Origin of the sequence: Gallalistipes aquisgranensis (genome assembly GCF_014982715.1) — a bacterium.
Taxonomy (GTDB): Bacteria; Bacteroidota; Bacteroidia; order Bacteroidales; family Rikenellaceae; genus Gallalistipes; species Gallalistipes aquisgranensis.
In genome coordinates, this window is sequence record NZ_JADCJY010000001.1 from 1,337,083 (window position 1) to 1,353,565 (window position 16,483).

The window sequence follows — 16,483 nt, forward strand, 5'->3', positions numbered from 1 at the left end:
CTATTATAACGGTGCCGCCAACAGGCAGGCAATCTACAAATGTAGGGCATTTTTTAGAAACCGCCTAACATTCCGTGCAAAAAAGCGCCCCGGAAGCCCGCAGTCCCGCATCCGGAGGAAAATAAATTCGGATTCGCCGCCCATTTAACGATAAATTAAAATTAAAACCCTTATTTTGCAACGGAAACCGACATCGAACCGCAATTATGAGCTATCGCATCCTGCTCGTGGACGACGAGCCCGACATTCTGGAATTCATCAGCTACAATCTCAACAAGGAGGGCTATACGGTCTACACGGCCTCCAACGGCCGCGAAGCGGTACAGAAAGCGCTGGAAGTGATCCCCCACGTGATCCTGCTCGACGTGATGATGCCCGAAATGGACGGCATCGAAACCTGTCAGGAAATCCGCACCCATCCGGAACTCGCCGCCACCATGATCGCGTTCCTCACGGCCCGCAGCGAAGACTACTCCCAGATCGCGGGTTTCGACGCCGGAGCCGACGACTACATCACCAAGCCGATCCGGGTCAAGGTGCTGGTCAGCCGCATCAAAGCCCTGCTCAAACGGGTCGAGGGGACCCAGTCCGCACCGGGACGCGCCCTCCAGATGGACCGGGAACGTTACCTGGTGGTCAAGGAGGGACAGCAGATCGTCCTGCCGCGCAAGGAGTTCAACCTGCTGGCCCTGCTCTACTCCAAACCTCAGAAGGTGTTCACCCGCGAGGAGATATTCTCGAGCGTATGGGGCAGCGACGTGGTCGTGGGCGACCGTACCATCGACGTACACATCCGCAAATTGCGCGAAAAGATCGGCGACGACCACATCGTCACCGTCAAAGGCGTAGGATACAAATACGAGGATTAGAGTTCACCGCATCAGAAAACAGTTCCACCGGTAGGTGCCCGTATCGTAGTCGATGACGGCATCGACCCGCACGGACACGGGCTTGCCGTTCACCTGCGCCGGCACCCATCGCAGATCGCCCGAAAGCAACCCGTTCCGTCCCGGGTTCCGTTCCTTGTAGAGGAACACGCCGAAATCCACGTCGTCGGTGAGCCGGTTCACCGGAACCTGTGCGACCATCCTGCCCTCGGTGTCGATGACGAACTGCAGCAACAGCTGCCCCTTCACGGCACTCATGCCCCCGCGGTGTGTATTGTAATTGTAGACGGCATCGGCCAGCGCGTTGAAATACCAGTCGAGCGAAGCCCTCATCCGGTCGAACCGCATGTTGGGCAGCAGACGGTTGTAAAGGGGACCGTGATCCATCACCACGAAGTGTCCCGGCAGGGTGAATTCCAGCGGCGTACGGACCACGACCATTTCGCCTTTTTCCATTCCCTTCCGTTCGAACTTCCACCACGGGGGCAATTTCCGCAACAGCCGGTCCACGCACTGCAACAGCACGGCGTTGTCGGAACCCGTGACCGACGTCCCCTTCACATGCCCTCCCCGGTCGATCAGCACGTCGGTCTGCAACCGGAAATGCTGCGCCACCGTATCCGTATACAGAAACAGGGCCGGCTGGTAGTAACGGTTGATACGATCTTCTTCGTACGCGGAACGGAAAGCCGTATTGAACGTAAACCCCGAACAGGTCAGGTTATCGGTTATCCATCGGCCGAAACTGTCGTACCCCCGCCCTTCGAACGAGACGTTCCGCGCAGAAGCGACCGGCTCCTGTGCCCCGGCAAGAAATGCCGTTTCCACGAACAGAAACAGACAGAGAATGAATCGAATTTTCATACAGGCAAGGCTCATCGGTTTTACAGACTGAAATTACGAAAATATTTCCGGACAGACAACTTTTTCCGCCGCAAAATCGCCGCCTCCCGCCGACCGGGCGGCTGTTCACATTATAACAGTAAGAAAAGGATTAAATCTTTGGGCATTCGGGGCAAAAAGATTACTTTTGCATGACGAAATTCAAGTCCGGAAAATGTTACGGGAAGCATTGTTGGTAGGTATCGGCGGATTCGCGGGAAGCGTCTCCCGCTATCTGGTTTCGGGAGCCATGGCCACCCTGCACGCTCCTTTTTCGTTACCGCTGGGAACGTTCACGGTCAATGCGGCCGGCTCCCTGCTTATCGGGCTGCTGCTGGCCCTGCTCGACCGCAGCGGATGGTACTACCTCTGCGTGGTAGGTTTCTGCGGCGGGTTCACCACCTTTTCGACCTTCTCGGCCGAGGTGGTGCAGATGATCCGCAGCGCCCACTACCTGCAAAGCCTGCTCTATATCGCCGCGAGCGTAGCGCTCTGCGCCGTCATGGTCTGGGCAGGGCTTCTGGTCGGAGAAAAGACAATATCGTAAAAATATTCGCAGTCATGAACTTTATCGAACAAGTCAAAGAGAAAGCCAAACGGCAAATGCAGCGCATCGTGCTGCCCGAAGGCACCGAAGAGCGGACTATCAAGGCCGCCGACATCGTCCTGAAGGAAGGGCTCGCAGAGATCATTCTGATCGGCAACCCGGACGAAATCCGTCATCTTGCATCGGAGTATTACCTGGAGCACATCGGCAAGGCGACCATTGTCGATCCGAAAAACAACCCCAAGAAACAGGAATACATTGACCTGATGCTCAAACTGCGTGCCGCGAAGGGCCTCACGCCCGAACAGGCGGCCAAGCTGATCGAAGACCCTCTCTACCTGGGTGCGATCATGGTCAAGGCGGGCGACGCCGACGGCGAAGTGGCCGGAGCCGACAACGCCACGGGCGACGTACTGCGTCCGGCATTCCAATACGTGAAGACCCTTCCGGGCGTAAGCGTGGTGTCGGGCGCCTTCATCATGATCATTCCCGACAAGATGTTCGGCGAGGAGGGCATGATGGTCTTCGCCGACTGCGCCGTCCATCCCAACCCCACGGCCGAAGAGCTGGCCCAGATCGCCGTGATGACGGGCCGCACGACCCGTGCCATCGCCGGTTTCGAACCCCGCATCGCCATGCTCAGTTTCTCGACCAAAGGTTCGGCCAAGAACGAAATGGTGGACAAGGTGGTCGAAGCCACCCGCCTGGCCAAGGAGATGGACCCCTCGCTGCAAATCGACGGAGAACTCCAGGCCGACGCCGCCATCATTCCCGGCATCGGCGCCAAGAAGGCCCCCGGAAGCGCCATCGCCGGGAAGGCCAACGTATTGGTCTTCCCCACCCTCGAAGTGGGCAATATCTCCTATAAACTGGTACAGCGCATGGCCCATGCCGAAGCGATCGGTCCCGTACTGCAGGGTATGGCCGCCCCGATCAACGACCTTTCGCGGGGTTGCTCGGTGGACGACATTGTCGGCCTGATCGCCATCACCTCCTGCCAGGCTTCTGCCAAATAACAAAAACGGTTAACGCAATAGACACAGAATCATGATTATCCTCGTATTGAACTGCGGTTCATCCTCGATCAAATACCAGGTGATCGACATGAAGTCGGCCACCGAAAACCGCCTGCTGGCCAAAGGACAGGTGGAACGGATCGGTCTCACGGACGGCATCCTGACCCACAAACCGGCCGACAAGGAGAAATTCGAACTGGTCAAGAGCATTCCCGACCACACGACGGGTATCAACCTGATCCTCTCGACCATCACCGATCCCGAACACGGCGTGATCGGATCGCTCAACGAACTGGGCGCCGTGGGTCACCGCGTAGCGCACGGCGGCGAATACTTCCCCGACAGCGCCGTGGTGGACAAAGAGGTCATCAAAAAGATCGAAAGCTGTTTCGAACTGGCCCCGCTCCACAATCCGGCCAACATGAAGGGCATCATGGCCATCGAAAACATTCTGCCGGGCGTTCCGCAGGTGGCCGTGTTCGACACCTCGTTCCACCAGTCGATGCCCGCCAAGAACTTCCTGTACGCCCTGCCGTACAAATACTATGAACAATACCGCGTCCGCCGCTACGGCTTCCACGGCACAAGCCACAAGTTCGTGGCCCGCAAGGCATGCGAACTGACGGGAGTGGACTACGACCATTCGCGCATCATCACCTGCCACATCGGCAACGGCGCGTCGGTGACGGCCATTCTGAACGGCAAGTCGTATGACACGTCGATGGGCTTCACGCCCGTGGACGGCCTCATCATGGGCACCCGCACGGGAGAGGTCGATCCGGGCGCGCTGATCTACATCGCCGGCAAGGAGGAGATGAGTCTTTCGAAGCTGAGCGACATGATCAACAAACAGTCCGGCATGTTGGGTCTGACGGGAATTTCGTCGGACATGCGCGACATCGAAGCTGCCGTCGCAAAGGGCGACGAGCGCGCCAGACTGGCCCACGAAATGTACAACGAACGCGTGAAGAAGTTCATCGGAGCCTATACGGCGGAGATGGGCGGTGTCGACCTGATCGTCTTCACGGGCGGCGTGGGAGAGAACGGTCCCGAGTTCCGGGAATCCGTTTGCAGCGGACTGGAGTTCATGGGCGTGGAGTTCGACAAGGAGGCCAACGCCGGAGTACGCGGCAAGGACCGGATTCTGTCGAAGCCCGCCTCGAAAGTAAAAGTGGCCGTCATATCCACCAACGAAGAGCTGGTGATCGCTTCGGACACCTTCCGCCTGCTGAAAAAGCGCTCGGAGTAGAGTGGTTTTACCCCGCGAATCCTACGTGGCGGGAAAACCGTCAGAAAATATATGTCAAAAAGTTTCCCGCGTAACGCGGGAAACTTTTTATTTTTCCGGAAATATCCCCGCCGCCTTCACACGGCCGCGATCAACATTGGGGCAAAATCCCTATTTTTACACCGGAATTCACAGAACCCCCAAAGCGTTATGAATGTCGAAGAGTTCAGGGAATATTGCCTTTCGCTGAAAGGTGTCCGGGAAAAGATGCCGTTCACACATGTTTCCGACCGGTACAGTCGGGATGTACTCTGCTTCTATGTGGGAGACAAATGGTTTTGCTTCGTGAATATCGAAGCGTTCGATTTCTGTTGCGTCAAATGCCCGACCGACCGGATCTACGAATTACAGGCCCGGTACATGGGTATAAAGCCCGGCTGGCACATGAACAAACGCCACTGGATCAGCATCCATTTCAACCGGGACGTACCGGACGGGAAAATCCTGGAGCTCGTGAAAAACTCCTACGAAACGGTGCTCCGCAGCCTGCCCCGGCGGGAGCGGGAAAGCATACAGCAGGCACAGTCATAGACACCTTCCTGTTTTCTGCCTTCCGTCATCGAAGATTTTCACCCGGGTATTTCATATTCCGCAAACAATTTATAACTTAGCAGGGCAACAAACAATATTTCTGTAACCAAAAACGATTAAAACGATAACAGTATGATCAGGGAATTGAAGGACATCGTGGAGACTGTCCGCAGCAGGGGACGCAAAAGGCTCGTGGTAGCCTATGCACAGGATGCACACACACTGGAATCGGTAAGCGAAGCCGTGGACATGGGTATCGCTGAAGCCACGCTGTTGGGCGATCCGGCCGAAATAGAGCGGGTATGCCGCCAGGAAGGGATCGACCCGGGCAAATTCACCGTCATTTCCGAAAGCAGCGACGTGAAATGCGTGCAAAAGGCCGTCCGCATGGTGAGCGAAGGGGAAGGAGACGTCCTGATGAAAGGGCTCGTCTCGACCGACAAATACATGCGGGGCATTCTCAACAAGGAATTCGGACTGGTCCCGCCGAAAGGCGTACTGAGCCATGTGGCGGTGCTTCAACTGCCTCAATACCACAAACTGCTCACCGTTACGGACGTCGCCGTGATTCCCTATCCCGACCTGGGCCAGAAACAGAAGCTGGTCCGCTACCTGACGGAAACGGCCCGGTCGCTGGGTGTCGAACGGCCCAAGATCGCCTGCATCGCCCCGAGCGAACAGCTGCTGCCCAACGTGACGTCGAGCGTGGAGGCCGCCCTCATCGCCAAAATGGGCGACCGGGGACAGTTCGGCGACGTGGTGATCGACGGTCCGCTGGCCCTCGACGTCGCCCTGTTCCGCGAGGTGGCCGAAGTGAAAAAACTGAAAGGAAGTCTTGTGGCCGGCGACCCGGACTGCCTGCTTTTCCCCAACATCGACTCGGCCAACGTCTTCTTCAAATCCGCCACCAAACTGTGCGGTGCCGAACTGGCCGGCATGGTGGTCGGCACGAAAGTCCCCTGCGTGCTCACCTCGCGCGGCGACACGAAAACCTCTAAACTCTACTCCATCGCACTGGCCTGCCTCTCGGCCCGACAAGAACGATCCGACAGATGAAAATACTGGCAATCAATCCCGGTTCCACCTCCACGAAGGTGGCCCTGTTCGACAACACCGCCCCACTATTGGAGCTGACTCTGCGCCACTCCGCAGAGGAACTGTCCGCATTCAAGAGTGTCATGGACCAGTTCGACTTCCGCAAACGGCTCATCCTCGACGCCCTGTCCGAATCCCGCATAGACATCCGTTCGCTCGACGCCGTGATCGGCCGGGGAGGACTGGTGCGCCCGATCCCCTCGGGCGTCTATGAAGTGAACGATGCGCTCGAACGAGACCTGCGCCACAGCCCCGTGGGGGAACACGCCTCGAACCTGGGCGGACTGATCGCCCGGGAGATCGCCCGGGAAGCCGGGGCACGCGCCTTTATTGCCGATCCGGTAGTGGTAGACGAATTGCAGCCCGTGGCCCGTGTCTGCGGTCTTCCTGGAGCCGAACGCATCTCGATTTTCCATGCGCTCAACCAGAAAGCCATAGCCCGTGCCTACGCAAAAAAGGTGGGCCGGAAATACGAAGAGATGAACCTCGTCGTCGCCCACCTGGGGGGCGGCATCTCCGTGGGGGCCCACCGCCTCGGAGAGGTGATCGACGTGAACAACGCGCTGGACGGCGACGGCCCTCTCTCGCCCGAACGGGCCGGCAGCATCCCTTCGGCCACATTGGCCGATCTCTGCTTCAGCGGCAGGTACACACGTGCCGAGGTCGAAAAAATGCTCTGCGGCCGGGGCGGACTGGTCGCCCTGCTCGGCACCAACGACACGCGAGAAGCGGTGTCACGCCTCGAACGGGGCGACGAAAAGGCCCGGATAGCGATGGAAGCCATGTGTTACGGAGTGGCCAAATGGATCGGGGCGATGGCCGTGGTGCTGGAAGGGGAAGCCGATGCGATTATTCTCACGGGGGGGATCGCCCACAGCCAATGGGTTTGTCACAGAATCACGGAACAGGTGTCGTTCCTGGCCCCCGTGGTGGTGATGGCCGGCGAAAACGAACTGGAAGCGCTCGCCTCCAATGCCCTGCGCGTCATGAACGGAGAAGAAGAGGCGAAGGTGTACCGATAGGAATCAGCGGCCGAGCAGTCCCCGGACGATCTCGTACGTCTCGTTCCAGGCCGCCAGACGGAACAGGCGGGCGCCCCCGAGATAGATCGCGGCGCCCGCCGTTATTTTCACCGCGAGCAACCAACCCAGTGTCAGCACGGGAGCCGCCAGCATTCCCACCGCCGTCACCCCGGCCCACATGGCGAATGTCAGCAGAGCTACGGGAGCCAGATCGCGCAGCTGCACGGTCATGCGGTATTCGACCAAACGGCTGGCATAGTACATATTGATCGCCATGTCGACCGTCATGTAGAGCAGCTGTCCCCAGATCACGGCCTGCACGCTGACAGGCAGCGTGCAGGCGATCACGAGGGCGGCGAAGGCTTTGCGCACGATCTCGATGTTGAGAATGAGCTGCGTACGGCCGCACACCTTCAGCACATTCTGCAACACGTTGGTCAGCGGCAAGGTCAGCGTGGTCAGACAGAATATCTGGAAATAAGGCACGGCCGGCATCCACTTGTCGGTCAGCACCACCGCGAAAAGTTCCGGAGCCGTGACCAGCATCCCCACCATCACCGGGTAAAGCAGGAAAGCCATCACGGCAATGACCTTGCGGCTGCCCTCCCGAAGTTTTTCCCGATCGTTCTGCAAGGCGGAAAGGGCCGGAAAGGTGACGTTCATGATCGCCACGCTGAGCGAGGCCGAGGGAAGGTCTTTCAGACGGCGGGACTGCGAATAGTATCCGGTCTGCGTCACGCTGTAAAACCGCGCCACGAGCATCTGGCTCACGTTATGGAACGTCTGGTTGATCAGCTCCGTCAGAAAGAACCGCGAACTCGCCCCGAACAGTTCCCGCAGCGACTCCATCGAAAAACCCGCTGTGGGGCGCCAGCGGTTCCAGCACCAGAAAAGCACCGCCTTCGTGGTGTTCATCAGCACCGCCTGCCAGGCCAGCGCCCAGGCGCCCCAGCCGGCGAAAGCCATCCAGACGGCCGCACCGCCCGAAACGATGAAAGAGACGATCGAAATTTTGGCGATCACCCGGAAATCGAACCGCTTGGTCAGCACCGTCTGGTGTGTGATCCAGAGCGAACTGACCGGCAGGGTCAGAAAGAGCAGCGGGGCGATCCGGACCAGTTCGGGCTGGTCGTAGAAACACGCGATCGGCCAGGCGAGAGCGCACAACAGAAGATACATGAACAGCCCCATTGCCACGTTCAGCCAGAAGACCGAAGTATAGTCCCTCGGCGTAGGCCGCTCCTTGCGGATCAGGGCCTGCGTAAAACCGCCCTCGACGAACACGTTGGATACGAGCGAAAAGACCGTGAGCATACTGATCAGACCGAATGCCGAAGGAGCCAGCAGACGGGCCAGCAGGATGCTCACCAGCGTCTGCACCGCCATCGAGCCGCCCCGGTCTACCATCGTCCAGACCACGCCCCGTACCACCTGTTTTTTAAGCTCCATATTCCGTCGGAAAAAGTGTTTCCTGCCCCCGCTCAGCGGAAACCGCAGACAAAGATACTGAAAAAAAGAGACCCGCGGCAGAGTGTCGCGGGTCTTTCTCCGTATTTATCCGGCCGGGCAGGGAATTTTCCGTCTCCCCTAACGCAGATTGAGCGCCTTGTGTTCCAGATTGAGCACGTTGCCGATCTCCATGAACGAGGCACCTTTGGCGGCCCCGAAACTGCCTCCGATGACCACGATCAGGTCCTCCTTGTAGAGCCACTTCTTGTCCTCCAGATAGTAGAGGATGCTCAACAGAAAGCTGTCGTGATTCTCGGCCGGCTCGCGGTGGATGGCATACACCCCGTAGGAGATGGCCAGCTGGCGCATCACGCTCTTGCGGTAGCAGACGGCATAGACGGGCTTCTGACCCCGGAAAGCCGAAAGATAACGGCCCGTCCGGCCCGAAAGGGTGTCGATCACGATCGCCTTGACCGGCAGGTTCTGGCACGCCCGTACGGCCGACCGCGAAAGCTGGGCCGTGATTTCGTTGTTGATGCGCACCATGTTCAGGTCGAGGTTGGGAGCATTGTTGATCGTGTCGCGTTCGATCTCCACCGCCACGCGGGCCATCGTGCTCACGGCCTCCACGGGATAGTCGCCGTTGGCCGTCTCGCCGCTCAGCATCACGGCATCGACCCGCTGATAAATGGCGCTGGCGATGTCGCTCACCTCGGCACGAGTAGGCCGGGGATTGGAGATCATCGAGTGGAGCATCTGGGTGGCGATGATCACCGGCGTCTTGCTCTCGATGCACTTCTTGACGATATAGCGCTGCGTGATGGGAATCTGCTCGGCAGGAATCTCCACCCCCAGGTCGCCGCGGGCGACCATCACCCCGTAGGTGGCTTCCAGAATCTCATCGATATTGTCCACACCCTCGCGGTTCTCGATCTTCGAAATGATGCGGATCGGGCTGTTGTGAGCCTTGATGATGCGTTTGACCTCCATCACGTCCTCCTTTTTGCGGACGAACGAATGGGCGATGAAATCGAGGTCCTTCTCGATGGCCCACTCGATGAACCGGCGGTCCTTTTCGGTCACGGAGGGTAGGTCGATCTTCACGCCCGGCACGTTCACGCTCTTGCGGGGCTTCAGCACCCCGCCGTTCTTCACCTGGCAGATCAGCGTCTTATCCTTCTTCTCGACCACCTCCATCTCCAGTTCGCCGTCGTCGATCAGAATCGCCGCACCCGTAGGCACGTCGTTGAAGATCGAAGCGTCGTTCATGTAGATGACCTCCGGCGTGGATTTCAGGTCCTCGTCCGTCCCCATCACGCGCACGATGTCGCCGGCGGCGACCGCGATTCCGTTGGCATATTCATCGGTCATCCCCGTCAGACGGATTTCGGGGCCTTTCGTGTCGATGATGATGGCGATCTGTTCGGAAACCTGGCGGACGTTGTCCACGATCTTCGATGCGCTCTCGGGCGTCACATGGGCCGAGTTGATCCGCACGGCGTTCATACCCGCCTCGTAGAGCGACTGGATGAATTCGACGTCACACCGCTTGTCGGAAACGGTGGCGACGATTTTAGTCTTTTTGTTCATAAATCAATATAAAATCCCTTATTCTATTACACTAAGTATGCCGAGACGGTAGGAGTCCAGGCCGAAGCCCATGATCGTCCCCTTGCATTTGGGAGCGATCAGCGAAACGTGACGGAAACTCTCGCGGGCCAGCGTGCAGGAGATGTGCACCTCCACGACCGGGAGGTCTACGGCCCCGATGGCGTCGGCAATGGCCACCGACGTGTGGGTATAGGCCCCCGCATTGAGCACCACCGCATCGTAACGGCCGTCGGCCTGCTGGATGGCGGTCACCAGCTCCCCTTCGATATTGGACTGGAAGTAGTCGATCTCCACGTCGGGAAAACGGGCCTTCAACTTTTCGAGGTAGGAAGCGAATCCCTCCCGGCCATAGACCGCGGGTTCGCGCTTGCCCAGCAGATTGAGGTTGGGCCCGTTCATAATCAGCACTTTCATAATCGGCAGGTTAAAATCCGTTACAAAAGTACATCAGTTAATCGAAATTTTAGCATACTTTTGCAAGAAAAATAAGAAGATACGATGGCCAAAACGGGAGAATTCGCACTGATCGACCGCATCCGCACCCTCTTCGGGGACATTCCTTCCGGAGGGATCGAGGGAATCGGCGACGACTGCGCCGTGATTCCTTCGGGCGGAGGCCGTTCGACCGTCATCACGACCGACCTGCTCGCCGAAGGCGTCCACTTCCTGCGCCGGGCCCTTTCGCCCGAAGAGCTGGGACGCAAATCGCTGGCCGTAAACCTGAGCGACGTGGCCGCCATGGGAGCCGCTCCCGTCGGATCGCTCCTTTCGCTGGCGCTGCCGGCCGACTGCCGGGGTGAGTGGGCGGAGCGTTTCATGGCTGGATACCACGAACTGTCGGCACGCTACGGCGTACCGCTCATCGGAGGCGACACCACCTCGTCGGAAGGCGGGATCACGATCAACGTCGTCGCGCTCGGAAGCGCCCCGGACGCGTGCATCAAGCGGCGCAGCGGGGCCCGGCCGGGCGACGTGATCGCCGTCACGGGTCCGCTGGGCGAATCGGCCGCCGGACTGAGGGACGTGCTGGCCGGCCGTTTCGACACGCCGCAGGCCCGGATTCACCACAACCCCACCCCGTGCGTGTACGAAGGCGAGTGGCTGGGAAGCCGCAGCGAAGTGCACGCCATGATCGACCTGTCGGACGGGCTGGCATCCGACCTCCCCCACATCTTGGAGTTGTCGGGTGTCGGAGCCACGATCCACCTGGAACGGATTCCCGCCCCCTGCACCCTCGAAGACGCCCTGGCAGGCGGCGAAGACTACAAACTGCTGTTCACCGCACGGCCCGAAGACTGGCGGCAGCTTTGCGGCGCCTACCGGGAACGGTTCGGCACCGAGCCCGCGGCCGTGGGGGAGATCACCCGGAAAGAGGGCGATGCCGGGCCGTGCATCGCATGGTGCAGCGAAGGCAGGCCGGTGGAGGGAAGTTGGCAGGGCTTCTCCCATTTCTGACGCTCCTTTTCCCGTAAACACCAAAGAGATGAAACATTACAAACGCGTACTGACCATCGCCGGCTCCGACAGCGGAGGCTGTGCCGGCATCCAGGCCGACCTGAAGACCGCATCGGCCTGCGGGTGTTTCGCCACCAGTGCCATCACCGCCCTCACCGTACAGAACACCTGTGGCGTACGGGCCGTCCACATTCCACCGGCCGACATCGTGGCCGGGCAGGCCGAAGCCGTACTCGAAGACATCGGGACAGACGCCGTCAAACTGGGCATGCTTCCCACGGCGGAAATCGTGGAACGGGTGGCCGGCATCCTGCGTCGTTTCGACGTGCGGAACATCGTGCTCGACCCGGTCATGGTGGCCACCTCGGGCGACGAACTGATTCCTGCCGAAGCGGCCCGGGCCATCGTGCGGCACCTGTTGCCGCTGGCTTCGGTCATCACCCCCAACGTACCGGAAGCGGCCTACATTACCGGATCGGAAATCGCATCCGAGGCCGATTTCCCGACGGCGGCCGCACGATTACGGGAACTGGGGGCCCGGAGCGTACTGCTCAAGGCAGGACATCTGGAGAACCGGACACTCCGCGACTACCTTTACGACGGCGACCGGGTATACACCTATTCCTACGAGCGCACGGAAACACCCAACACCCACGGAACGGGCTGCACGCTCTCCTCGGCCATCGCCTCTTTCCTGGCCCAGGGACATCCGCTACCCGAAGCGGTCGCCCGGGCCGAAGAGTACATCCATAAAGCCATCCGCTGCGGAGCGGAATACCGTCTGGGACACGGACACGGGCCGGTACACCATTTCTTCCGTTTCTGGGAATAGCCGAGGGAAACCGCTCGCACGGAATATCCGGTTCTTATTCGGGCTGCATCCATTCGACCCGATCCTGCGCGGCGGCAAAGATCAGATTGAGCGGACGGATCAACGCATCAGGCCCCGAGGCGAAAAGAAACGTCACCTTTTCGACAGGTACGGTCAGGTACACCGTCGAAGGATAACCGCCGATCATGTCGATCTTGTCGATCAGCGACCAGACGAAAATTTCGAAAGGCATTTGCCCGGGCAACAAGGTCAATCCGGGAAAAGCCGTCTCGTAATCCGCTGAGGTGACGTCAGACGGATGCGGCTTAAAGAAAAGGTCGTACCGGTCCTTATACTCGTCATAGAGACGCTGCACGTAGGCCCTCTGATTGTCCCCGTCCCCATTGGTCCCGATAATCACCAGATTCTTTTTCGAAGAAGCGTCGAACCCGGCATCGAAAGCATCCCTGTCGAAAGACGCCATCTCAAAGAACTTCTTACGCTCCTCCTCCGTCAAATCAGCCAGCATCTCATAGGGCGTCCGACTCCACAAATACATGGCCGGCATCTGTTCCTGCACGTAGGGGTCTTGCGTTTCGAAAAGCGAGGCATCCTGAAGCAAAAGCCGGTAGCCGGGCCGCGTCGAGAGATAATAGGGCCACTCCCAGCTTTCGAACTCCCCGATGGAACGGGTCGCATAACCGCGCGGATAGGACCAGTCGAGCGCCTCGACCTGGGATGCGTAGGTCTTCCAGTTCTGCTCGCCGGTCCCCGGAACATTGAAATAGTTGTAGAAATTGTTGTAGGTACCCGTACCGTCCGAAAGCATCGTCACCTTCACACGGGAGGAGTCGATCCCCTGCGCCACGAACCAGTCGTAGCCCAGGCGGCAGCGAAGGTCGTCGACGTAGAGGCCGAAGATCGCCTGCGGGTTTTCCCGGTCGATCTCCCGGATTTTATTTTTCATCCACTCCCGCATCTGAGGCTGCTGGTCATTGGCTCCCATGTAAGGACAAACCGTAACGTGGGAGGGAAGTTTTCCGGCATCGAACGTCGCCGTCCGCTCGTAAAAGACATAGGAGGGCTTGTCGTGGGAGAGCATGTGCAGTCCCGCATAAAGGGTGGGCATCGTGCCGAACGTGACATAAAAATAGTGGTCGGGAGAGTCGAAATCGGCCCCCTCGGCGATCCACGAAGGCCGGAACCCCTCCTCCTTGTCGCAGGAGACCATCACGGCCGGCAACAACAGCGAAAACAGATACAGGAAAAAGTTACGTGTCATACGATTTTCATTTTTTAGGATATATATCTTCGGGCAAGATACATTCGGCGTACGAAACGTTGCAAACGCTTCCGCTTTTTCCCCCATGACGGGGAAACCGGGAAACGTCCGTTCCGGCAAATCGCAAATATGCTGCCGGAGGAGGCGCTATTTTTCGGGAACGATGTAAATCTGTTCGCCCCGGCGTTTCATCAGGTAATGTTCGCGGGCGTACTGCTCGAGGAAGGCGTCGTTTTTGAGCCGTTCGATCAGGGTGCTGTCTTCGGCGATCTTTTCAAGGTAATAGGTCCTCTGGCGTTCCAGTTCGCGTATCTGCTGTTTGAGTTTCCAACGGTCGAGCAGGTTGTTGCGGTCGAAGACGGTGATCAGCAGCAGGAACACCGCGATCGTTATCAGCCACAGCCTTCGATCTCTCAACATGCCGTTCATCGTACGCTCGGATCGGGGCGCCTTCCGGCACCGTTAGGGAATATGCATGAATTTATGGGTCTGAACGGAGATGTTCCAGCGGGGATTCCGCTTGACATACTCCACGACTGCGGGAATCAGCTCCCCGTAGCGGCTCCATTCGGGTTGCAGAAAGAGCATACAGCGCTCCCCCACCCGTTCGGCGTTGCGTTCGGCCCAGGCGAAATCGTCCGGAGTCTCCACGATCACTTTCAATTCGTGGGCCCGGGGGAAAATCTCCGCCAGTGGGGGCTGCTGTTTCTTGGGGGAAAGGCATATCCAGTCGAAATCGCCCGTCAGAGGATGGGCCCCGGAGGTCTCCAGAAAAATCGCCAGCCCGCGACGGTGCAACTCTGCGGTCAGGTAATCCAGCGGATAAAGCGACGGCTCTCCGCCCGTGACCACGATAGCCTGCGCGGGATAGGACGCGGCACGCTCCACGATCCGGTCCACCTCCACCGGTGGAAAGTGTTTCGGATTCCACGTAAATTTGGCGTCGCACCAGCGGCAGCCGACGTCGCAGCCGCCCAAGCGGATGAAATAGGCGGGTTTTCCCGTATGGTATCCTTCGCCCTGTATGGTATAGAAATCTTCGACCAGCGGCAGCAGCCTGCCGCCGTCCAACATGTCCTTATTCATTCACGATCTTGTATATGTCGCACAGATTGCGGCCCAGCTGGTTGTAGTCGAGTCCGAAGCCCACGATGAAATCGTTGGGAATGGAGATGGCCGGATACCGGATTTCGACCTCCTTCTTGTAGGCCGAAGGCTTGAACAGCAGGGTGGCCACCTCGATGCTGGCAGGGCGGTGTCCCACCAGCGAACGCATCAGATGGTCGATGCTCTCGCCCGTATCCACGATGTCCTCCACCACGATAATGTCGCGTCCCTGCAGGTTGTCGGTCAACCCGATCAGTTCCGAAACCTTGCCCGTGGAGCTGGTGCCCCGGTAGGACGCCAGCTTGACGAACGACATTTCGCAGGCGAACCCGATCCGTTTCATCAGCTCGGCCATGAACATGAACGAACCGTTGAGCACCCCGAGGAACAGGGGCACGGGCTTGTCCGCATAGTCCCGGTTGATCCGGTCGGCAAGCTGCTGCACGGAACTCTGTATCTGCTCGTAGGGAATGAAAAGTTCGAAGGTTTTGTCCTGAAGGGTCACGCGTTTCATCGGGGTAATATTTAGGCCGGGCCGTTAGAAATTATGTGCGGAATGATTAACTTTGCGAAGGTAATCATTTACGGACAAAATTAAAAAAGAAATCGAATGAATCCGAAAGTCAGCATCATCATGGGCAGCACTTCCGACCTGAAAATCATGGAAGGAGCGGCCAAATTCCTCGACGAAATGGAGATTCCCTACGAAATAAACGCCCTGTCGGCGCACCGGGTACCGGAACTGGTGGCCGATTTCGCAAAGAACGCACAGGGACGGGGCATCCAGGTCATCATCGCCGGAGCCGGCGGGGCGGCCCATCTGCCGGGCGTGATCGCAGCCTCCACGCCGCTGCCCGTAATCGGGGTGCCCATCAAATCGTCCAATTCGATCGACGGATGGGACAGCATCCTCTCCATCCTGCAGATGCCCTCGGGGATTCCGGTAGCTACCATGGCGTTGGACGGAGCTAAAAATGCCGCCATCCTCGCCGCGCAGATCATCGCCACGGGCGACAGAGCCGTTGCGGAAAAGGTAGCCGCATTCAAAGCCGACCTGGCAAGGAAGATCGAAGCCGCCAACAAGGAGCTCGCCCAGATCAAAATGAAATTCAAGACCAACTGAAACGAACGTTGCCCGGAACGATGAAAAAGTGGTGGAAATCCCTGAACCGGACGGCACGGACGATGCTGTTGCTGATCGTACTTTTCACGATCGCCATCGCCACGCGCTGGGAATATGTGAAACGGGAGACGGCGGAAGCCTTCCGCGGCCGGTTCACGGTAGAGAAACCGGTGCGGCAGCGGTCCGACACGACAAAACTGCAACGTCCGGACGTGCCGGAGGAGAGCACGATCCACACCGGCGACACAATGGGAAAAAGGGGTTCCCCTTCCGACGCAGAGTAAACGAAAAGGACTTCCCCCGAAGACGGACGACAAACCTGTCCGTTCCGATGATTTCCCCTGCCGAAGATCATTCCGGCAGGGGAAATTTTCATT

19 protein-coding genes are annotated in these 16,483 nt (G+C 58.7%); 11 read left to right on the forward strand and 8 right to left on the reverse strand.

The window, feature by feature from the left end:
* Positions 1-206 precede the first annotated feature (206 nt).
* Positions 207-869 (forward strand): response regulator transcription factor, encoded by a 663-nt coding sequence (locus tag INF32_RS05305; RefSeq protein ID WP_226387322.1) that lies wholly within the window; start codon positions 207-209, stop codon positions 867-869.
* 3 nt (positions 870-872) lie between these two features.
* Here INF32_RS05305 and INF32_RS05310 read toward each other — a convergent pair whose 3' ends face one another.
* Positions 873-1,751: a hypothetical protein gene (locus INF32_RS05310; RefSeq protein WP_226387323.1), complete on the reverse strand. Its 879-nt coding sequence runs from the start codon at positions 1,749-1,751 to the stop codon at positions 873-875.
* Between the two features lie 193 nt (positions 1,752-1,944).
* Between INF32_RS05310 and crcB the strand changes: the two genes are divergently transcribed.
* The 6 genes from crcB (at position 1,945) to buk (ending at position 7,268) form a co-directional block, all read left to right on the forward strand.
* Positions 1,945-2,316 carry a fluoride efflux transporter CrcB gene (crcB, locus tag INF32_RS05315; protein ID WP_226387324.1) on the forward strand — a complete coding sequence of 124 codons (372 nt, stop codon included), beginning with the start codon at positions 1,945-1,947 and terminating at the stop codon, positions 2,314-2,316.
* A gap of 14 nt (positions 2,317-2,330) precedes the next feature.
* Positions 2,331-3,332: a phosphate acetyltransferase gene (gene pta, locus INF32_RS05320; RefSeq protein ID WP_226387325.1), complete on the forward strand. Its 1,002-nt coding sequence runs from the start codon at positions 2,331-2,333 to the stop codon at positions 3,330-3,332.
* Between the two features lie 31 nt (positions 3,333-3,363).
* Entirely contained in the window at positions 3,364-4,581 is a 1,218-nt protein-coding gene (locus INF32_RS05325; protein WP_226387326.1) for an acetate/propionate family kinase, read from the forward strand.
* A 189-nt stretch (positions 4,582-4,770) separates the two neighbouring features.
* The gene (locus INF32_RS05330; RefSeq protein WP_226387327.1) at positions 4,771-5,151 is read left to right on the forward strand and encodes an MmcQ/YjbR family DNA-binding protein; all 381 of its coding nucleotides are present in this window, start codon (positions 4,771-4,773) and stop codon (positions 5,149-5,151) included.
* Positions 5,152-5,283: 132 nt separating this feature from the next.
* On the forward strand, positions 5,284-6,207 hold the full coding sequence (locus INF32_RS05335; RefSeq protein ID WP_226387328.1) for a phosphate acyltransferase: 924 nt from the start codon (positions 5,284-5,286) through the stop codon (positions 6,205-6,207).
* A complete protein-coding gene (gene buk, locus INF32_RS05340; protein WP_226387329.1) occupies positions 6,204-7,268 on the forward strand; it encodes a butyrate kinase in 1,065 nt (354 codons plus the stop codon). The genes INF32_RS05335 and buk overlap by 4 nt, the downstream gene beginning before the upstream one ends.
* A gap of 3 nt (positions 7,269-7,271) precedes the next feature.
* On the opposite strand, the gene INF32_RS05345 is transcribed toward buk, so the two are convergent.
* The 3 genes from INF32_RS05345 to aroQ form a co-directional block, all read right to left on the reverse strand.
* Positions 7,272-8,717: a lipopolysaccharide biosynthesis protein gene (locus INF32_RS05345; protein ID WP_226387330.1), complete on the reverse strand. Its 1,446-nt coding sequence runs from the start codon at positions 8,715-8,717 to the stop codon at positions 7,272-7,274.
* 138 nt (positions 8,718-8,855) lie between these two features.
* Positions 8,856-10,307, reverse strand: a complete 1,452-nt coding sequence (pyk, locus tag INF32_RS05350) for a pyruvate kinase (RefSeq protein WP_226387331.1) — start codon at positions 10,305-10,307, stop codon at positions 8,856-8,858.
* 18 nt (positions 10,308-10,325) lie between these two features.
* Positions 10,326-10,742, reverse strand: a complete 417-nt coding sequence (aroQ, locus tag INF32_RS05355; RefSeq protein ID WP_226387332.1) for a type II 3-dehydroquinate dehydratase — start codon at positions 10,740-10,742, stop codon at positions 10,326-10,328.
* A gap of 84 nt (positions 10,743-10,826) precedes the next feature.
* Here aroQ and thiL point away from each other — a divergent pair, with 84 nt between their 5' ends.
* On the forward strand, positions 10,827-11,783 hold the full coding sequence (gene thiL / locus INF32_RS05360) for a thiamine-phosphate kinase (RefSeq protein ID WP_226387333.1): 957 nt from the start codon (positions 10,827-10,829) through the stop codon (positions 11,781-11,783).
* A gap of 28 nt (positions 11,784-11,811) precedes the next feature.
* Positions 11,812-12,615 (forward strand): bifunctional hydroxymethylpyrimidine kinase/phosphomethylpyrimidine kinase, encoded by an 804-nt coding sequence (gene thiD / locus INF32_RS05365; RefSeq protein ID WP_226387334.1) that lies wholly within the window; start codon positions 11,812-11,814, stop codon positions 12,613-12,615.
* A 34-nt stretch (positions 12,616-12,649) separates the two neighbouring features.
* Here the strand turns inward: thiD and INF32_RS05370 are convergent, their stop codons facing one another.
* The 4 genes from INF32_RS05370 to hpt all read right to left on the reverse strand — a co-directional run bounded on the left by INF32_RS05370 (position 12,650) and on the right by hpt (position 15,497).
* Positions 12,650-13,876 (reverse strand): sialyltransferase, encoded by a 1,227-nt coding sequence (locus INF32_RS05370; RefSeq protein ID WP_226387335.1) that lies wholly within the window; start codon positions 13,874-13,876, stop codon positions 12,650-12,652.
* A 147-nt stretch (positions 13,877-14,023) separates the two neighbouring features.
* Positions 14,024-14,296, reverse strand: coding sequence for an FtsB family cell division protein (locus INF32_RS05375; RefSeq protein WP_226387336.1), 273 nt, complete (start codon positions 14,294-14,296; stop codon positions 14,024-14,026).
* 42 nt (positions 14,297-14,338) lie between these two features.
* The gene (locus INF32_RS05380; RefSeq protein WP_226387337.1) at positions 14,339-14,962 is read right to left on the reverse strand and encodes a 7-carboxy-7-deazaguanine synthase QueE; all 624 of its coding nucleotides are present in this window, start codon (positions 14,960-14,962) and stop codon (positions 14,339-14,341) included.
* Positions 14,955-15,497 carry a hypoxanthine phosphoribosyltransferase gene (hpt, locus tag INF32_RS05385; RefSeq protein ID WP_226387338.1) on the reverse strand — a complete coding sequence of 181 codons (543 nt, stop codon included), beginning with the start codon at positions 15,495-15,497 and terminating at the stop codon, positions 14,955-14,957. Before hpt ends, INF32_RS05380 begins: the two co-directional genes overlap by 8 nt.
* 96 nt (positions 15,498-15,593) lie before the next feature.
* Here hpt and purE point away from each other — a divergent pair, with 96 nt between their 5' ends.
* On the forward strand, positions 15,594-16,106 hold the full coding sequence (gene purE, locus INF32_RS05390; RefSeq protein ID WP_226387339.1) for a 5-(carboxyamino)imidazole ribonucleotide mutase: 513 nt from the start codon (positions 15,594-15,596) through the stop codon (positions 16,104-16,106).
* A gap of 20 nt (positions 16,107-16,126) precedes the next feature.
* Positions 16,127-16,390 carry a hypothetical protein gene (locus INF32_RS05395; RefSeq protein WP_226387340.1) on the forward strand — a complete coding sequence of 88 codons (264 nt, stop codon included), beginning with the start codon at positions 16,127-16,129 and terminating at the stop codon, positions 16,388-16,390.
* Positions 16,391-16,483: the final 93 nt, after the last annotated feature.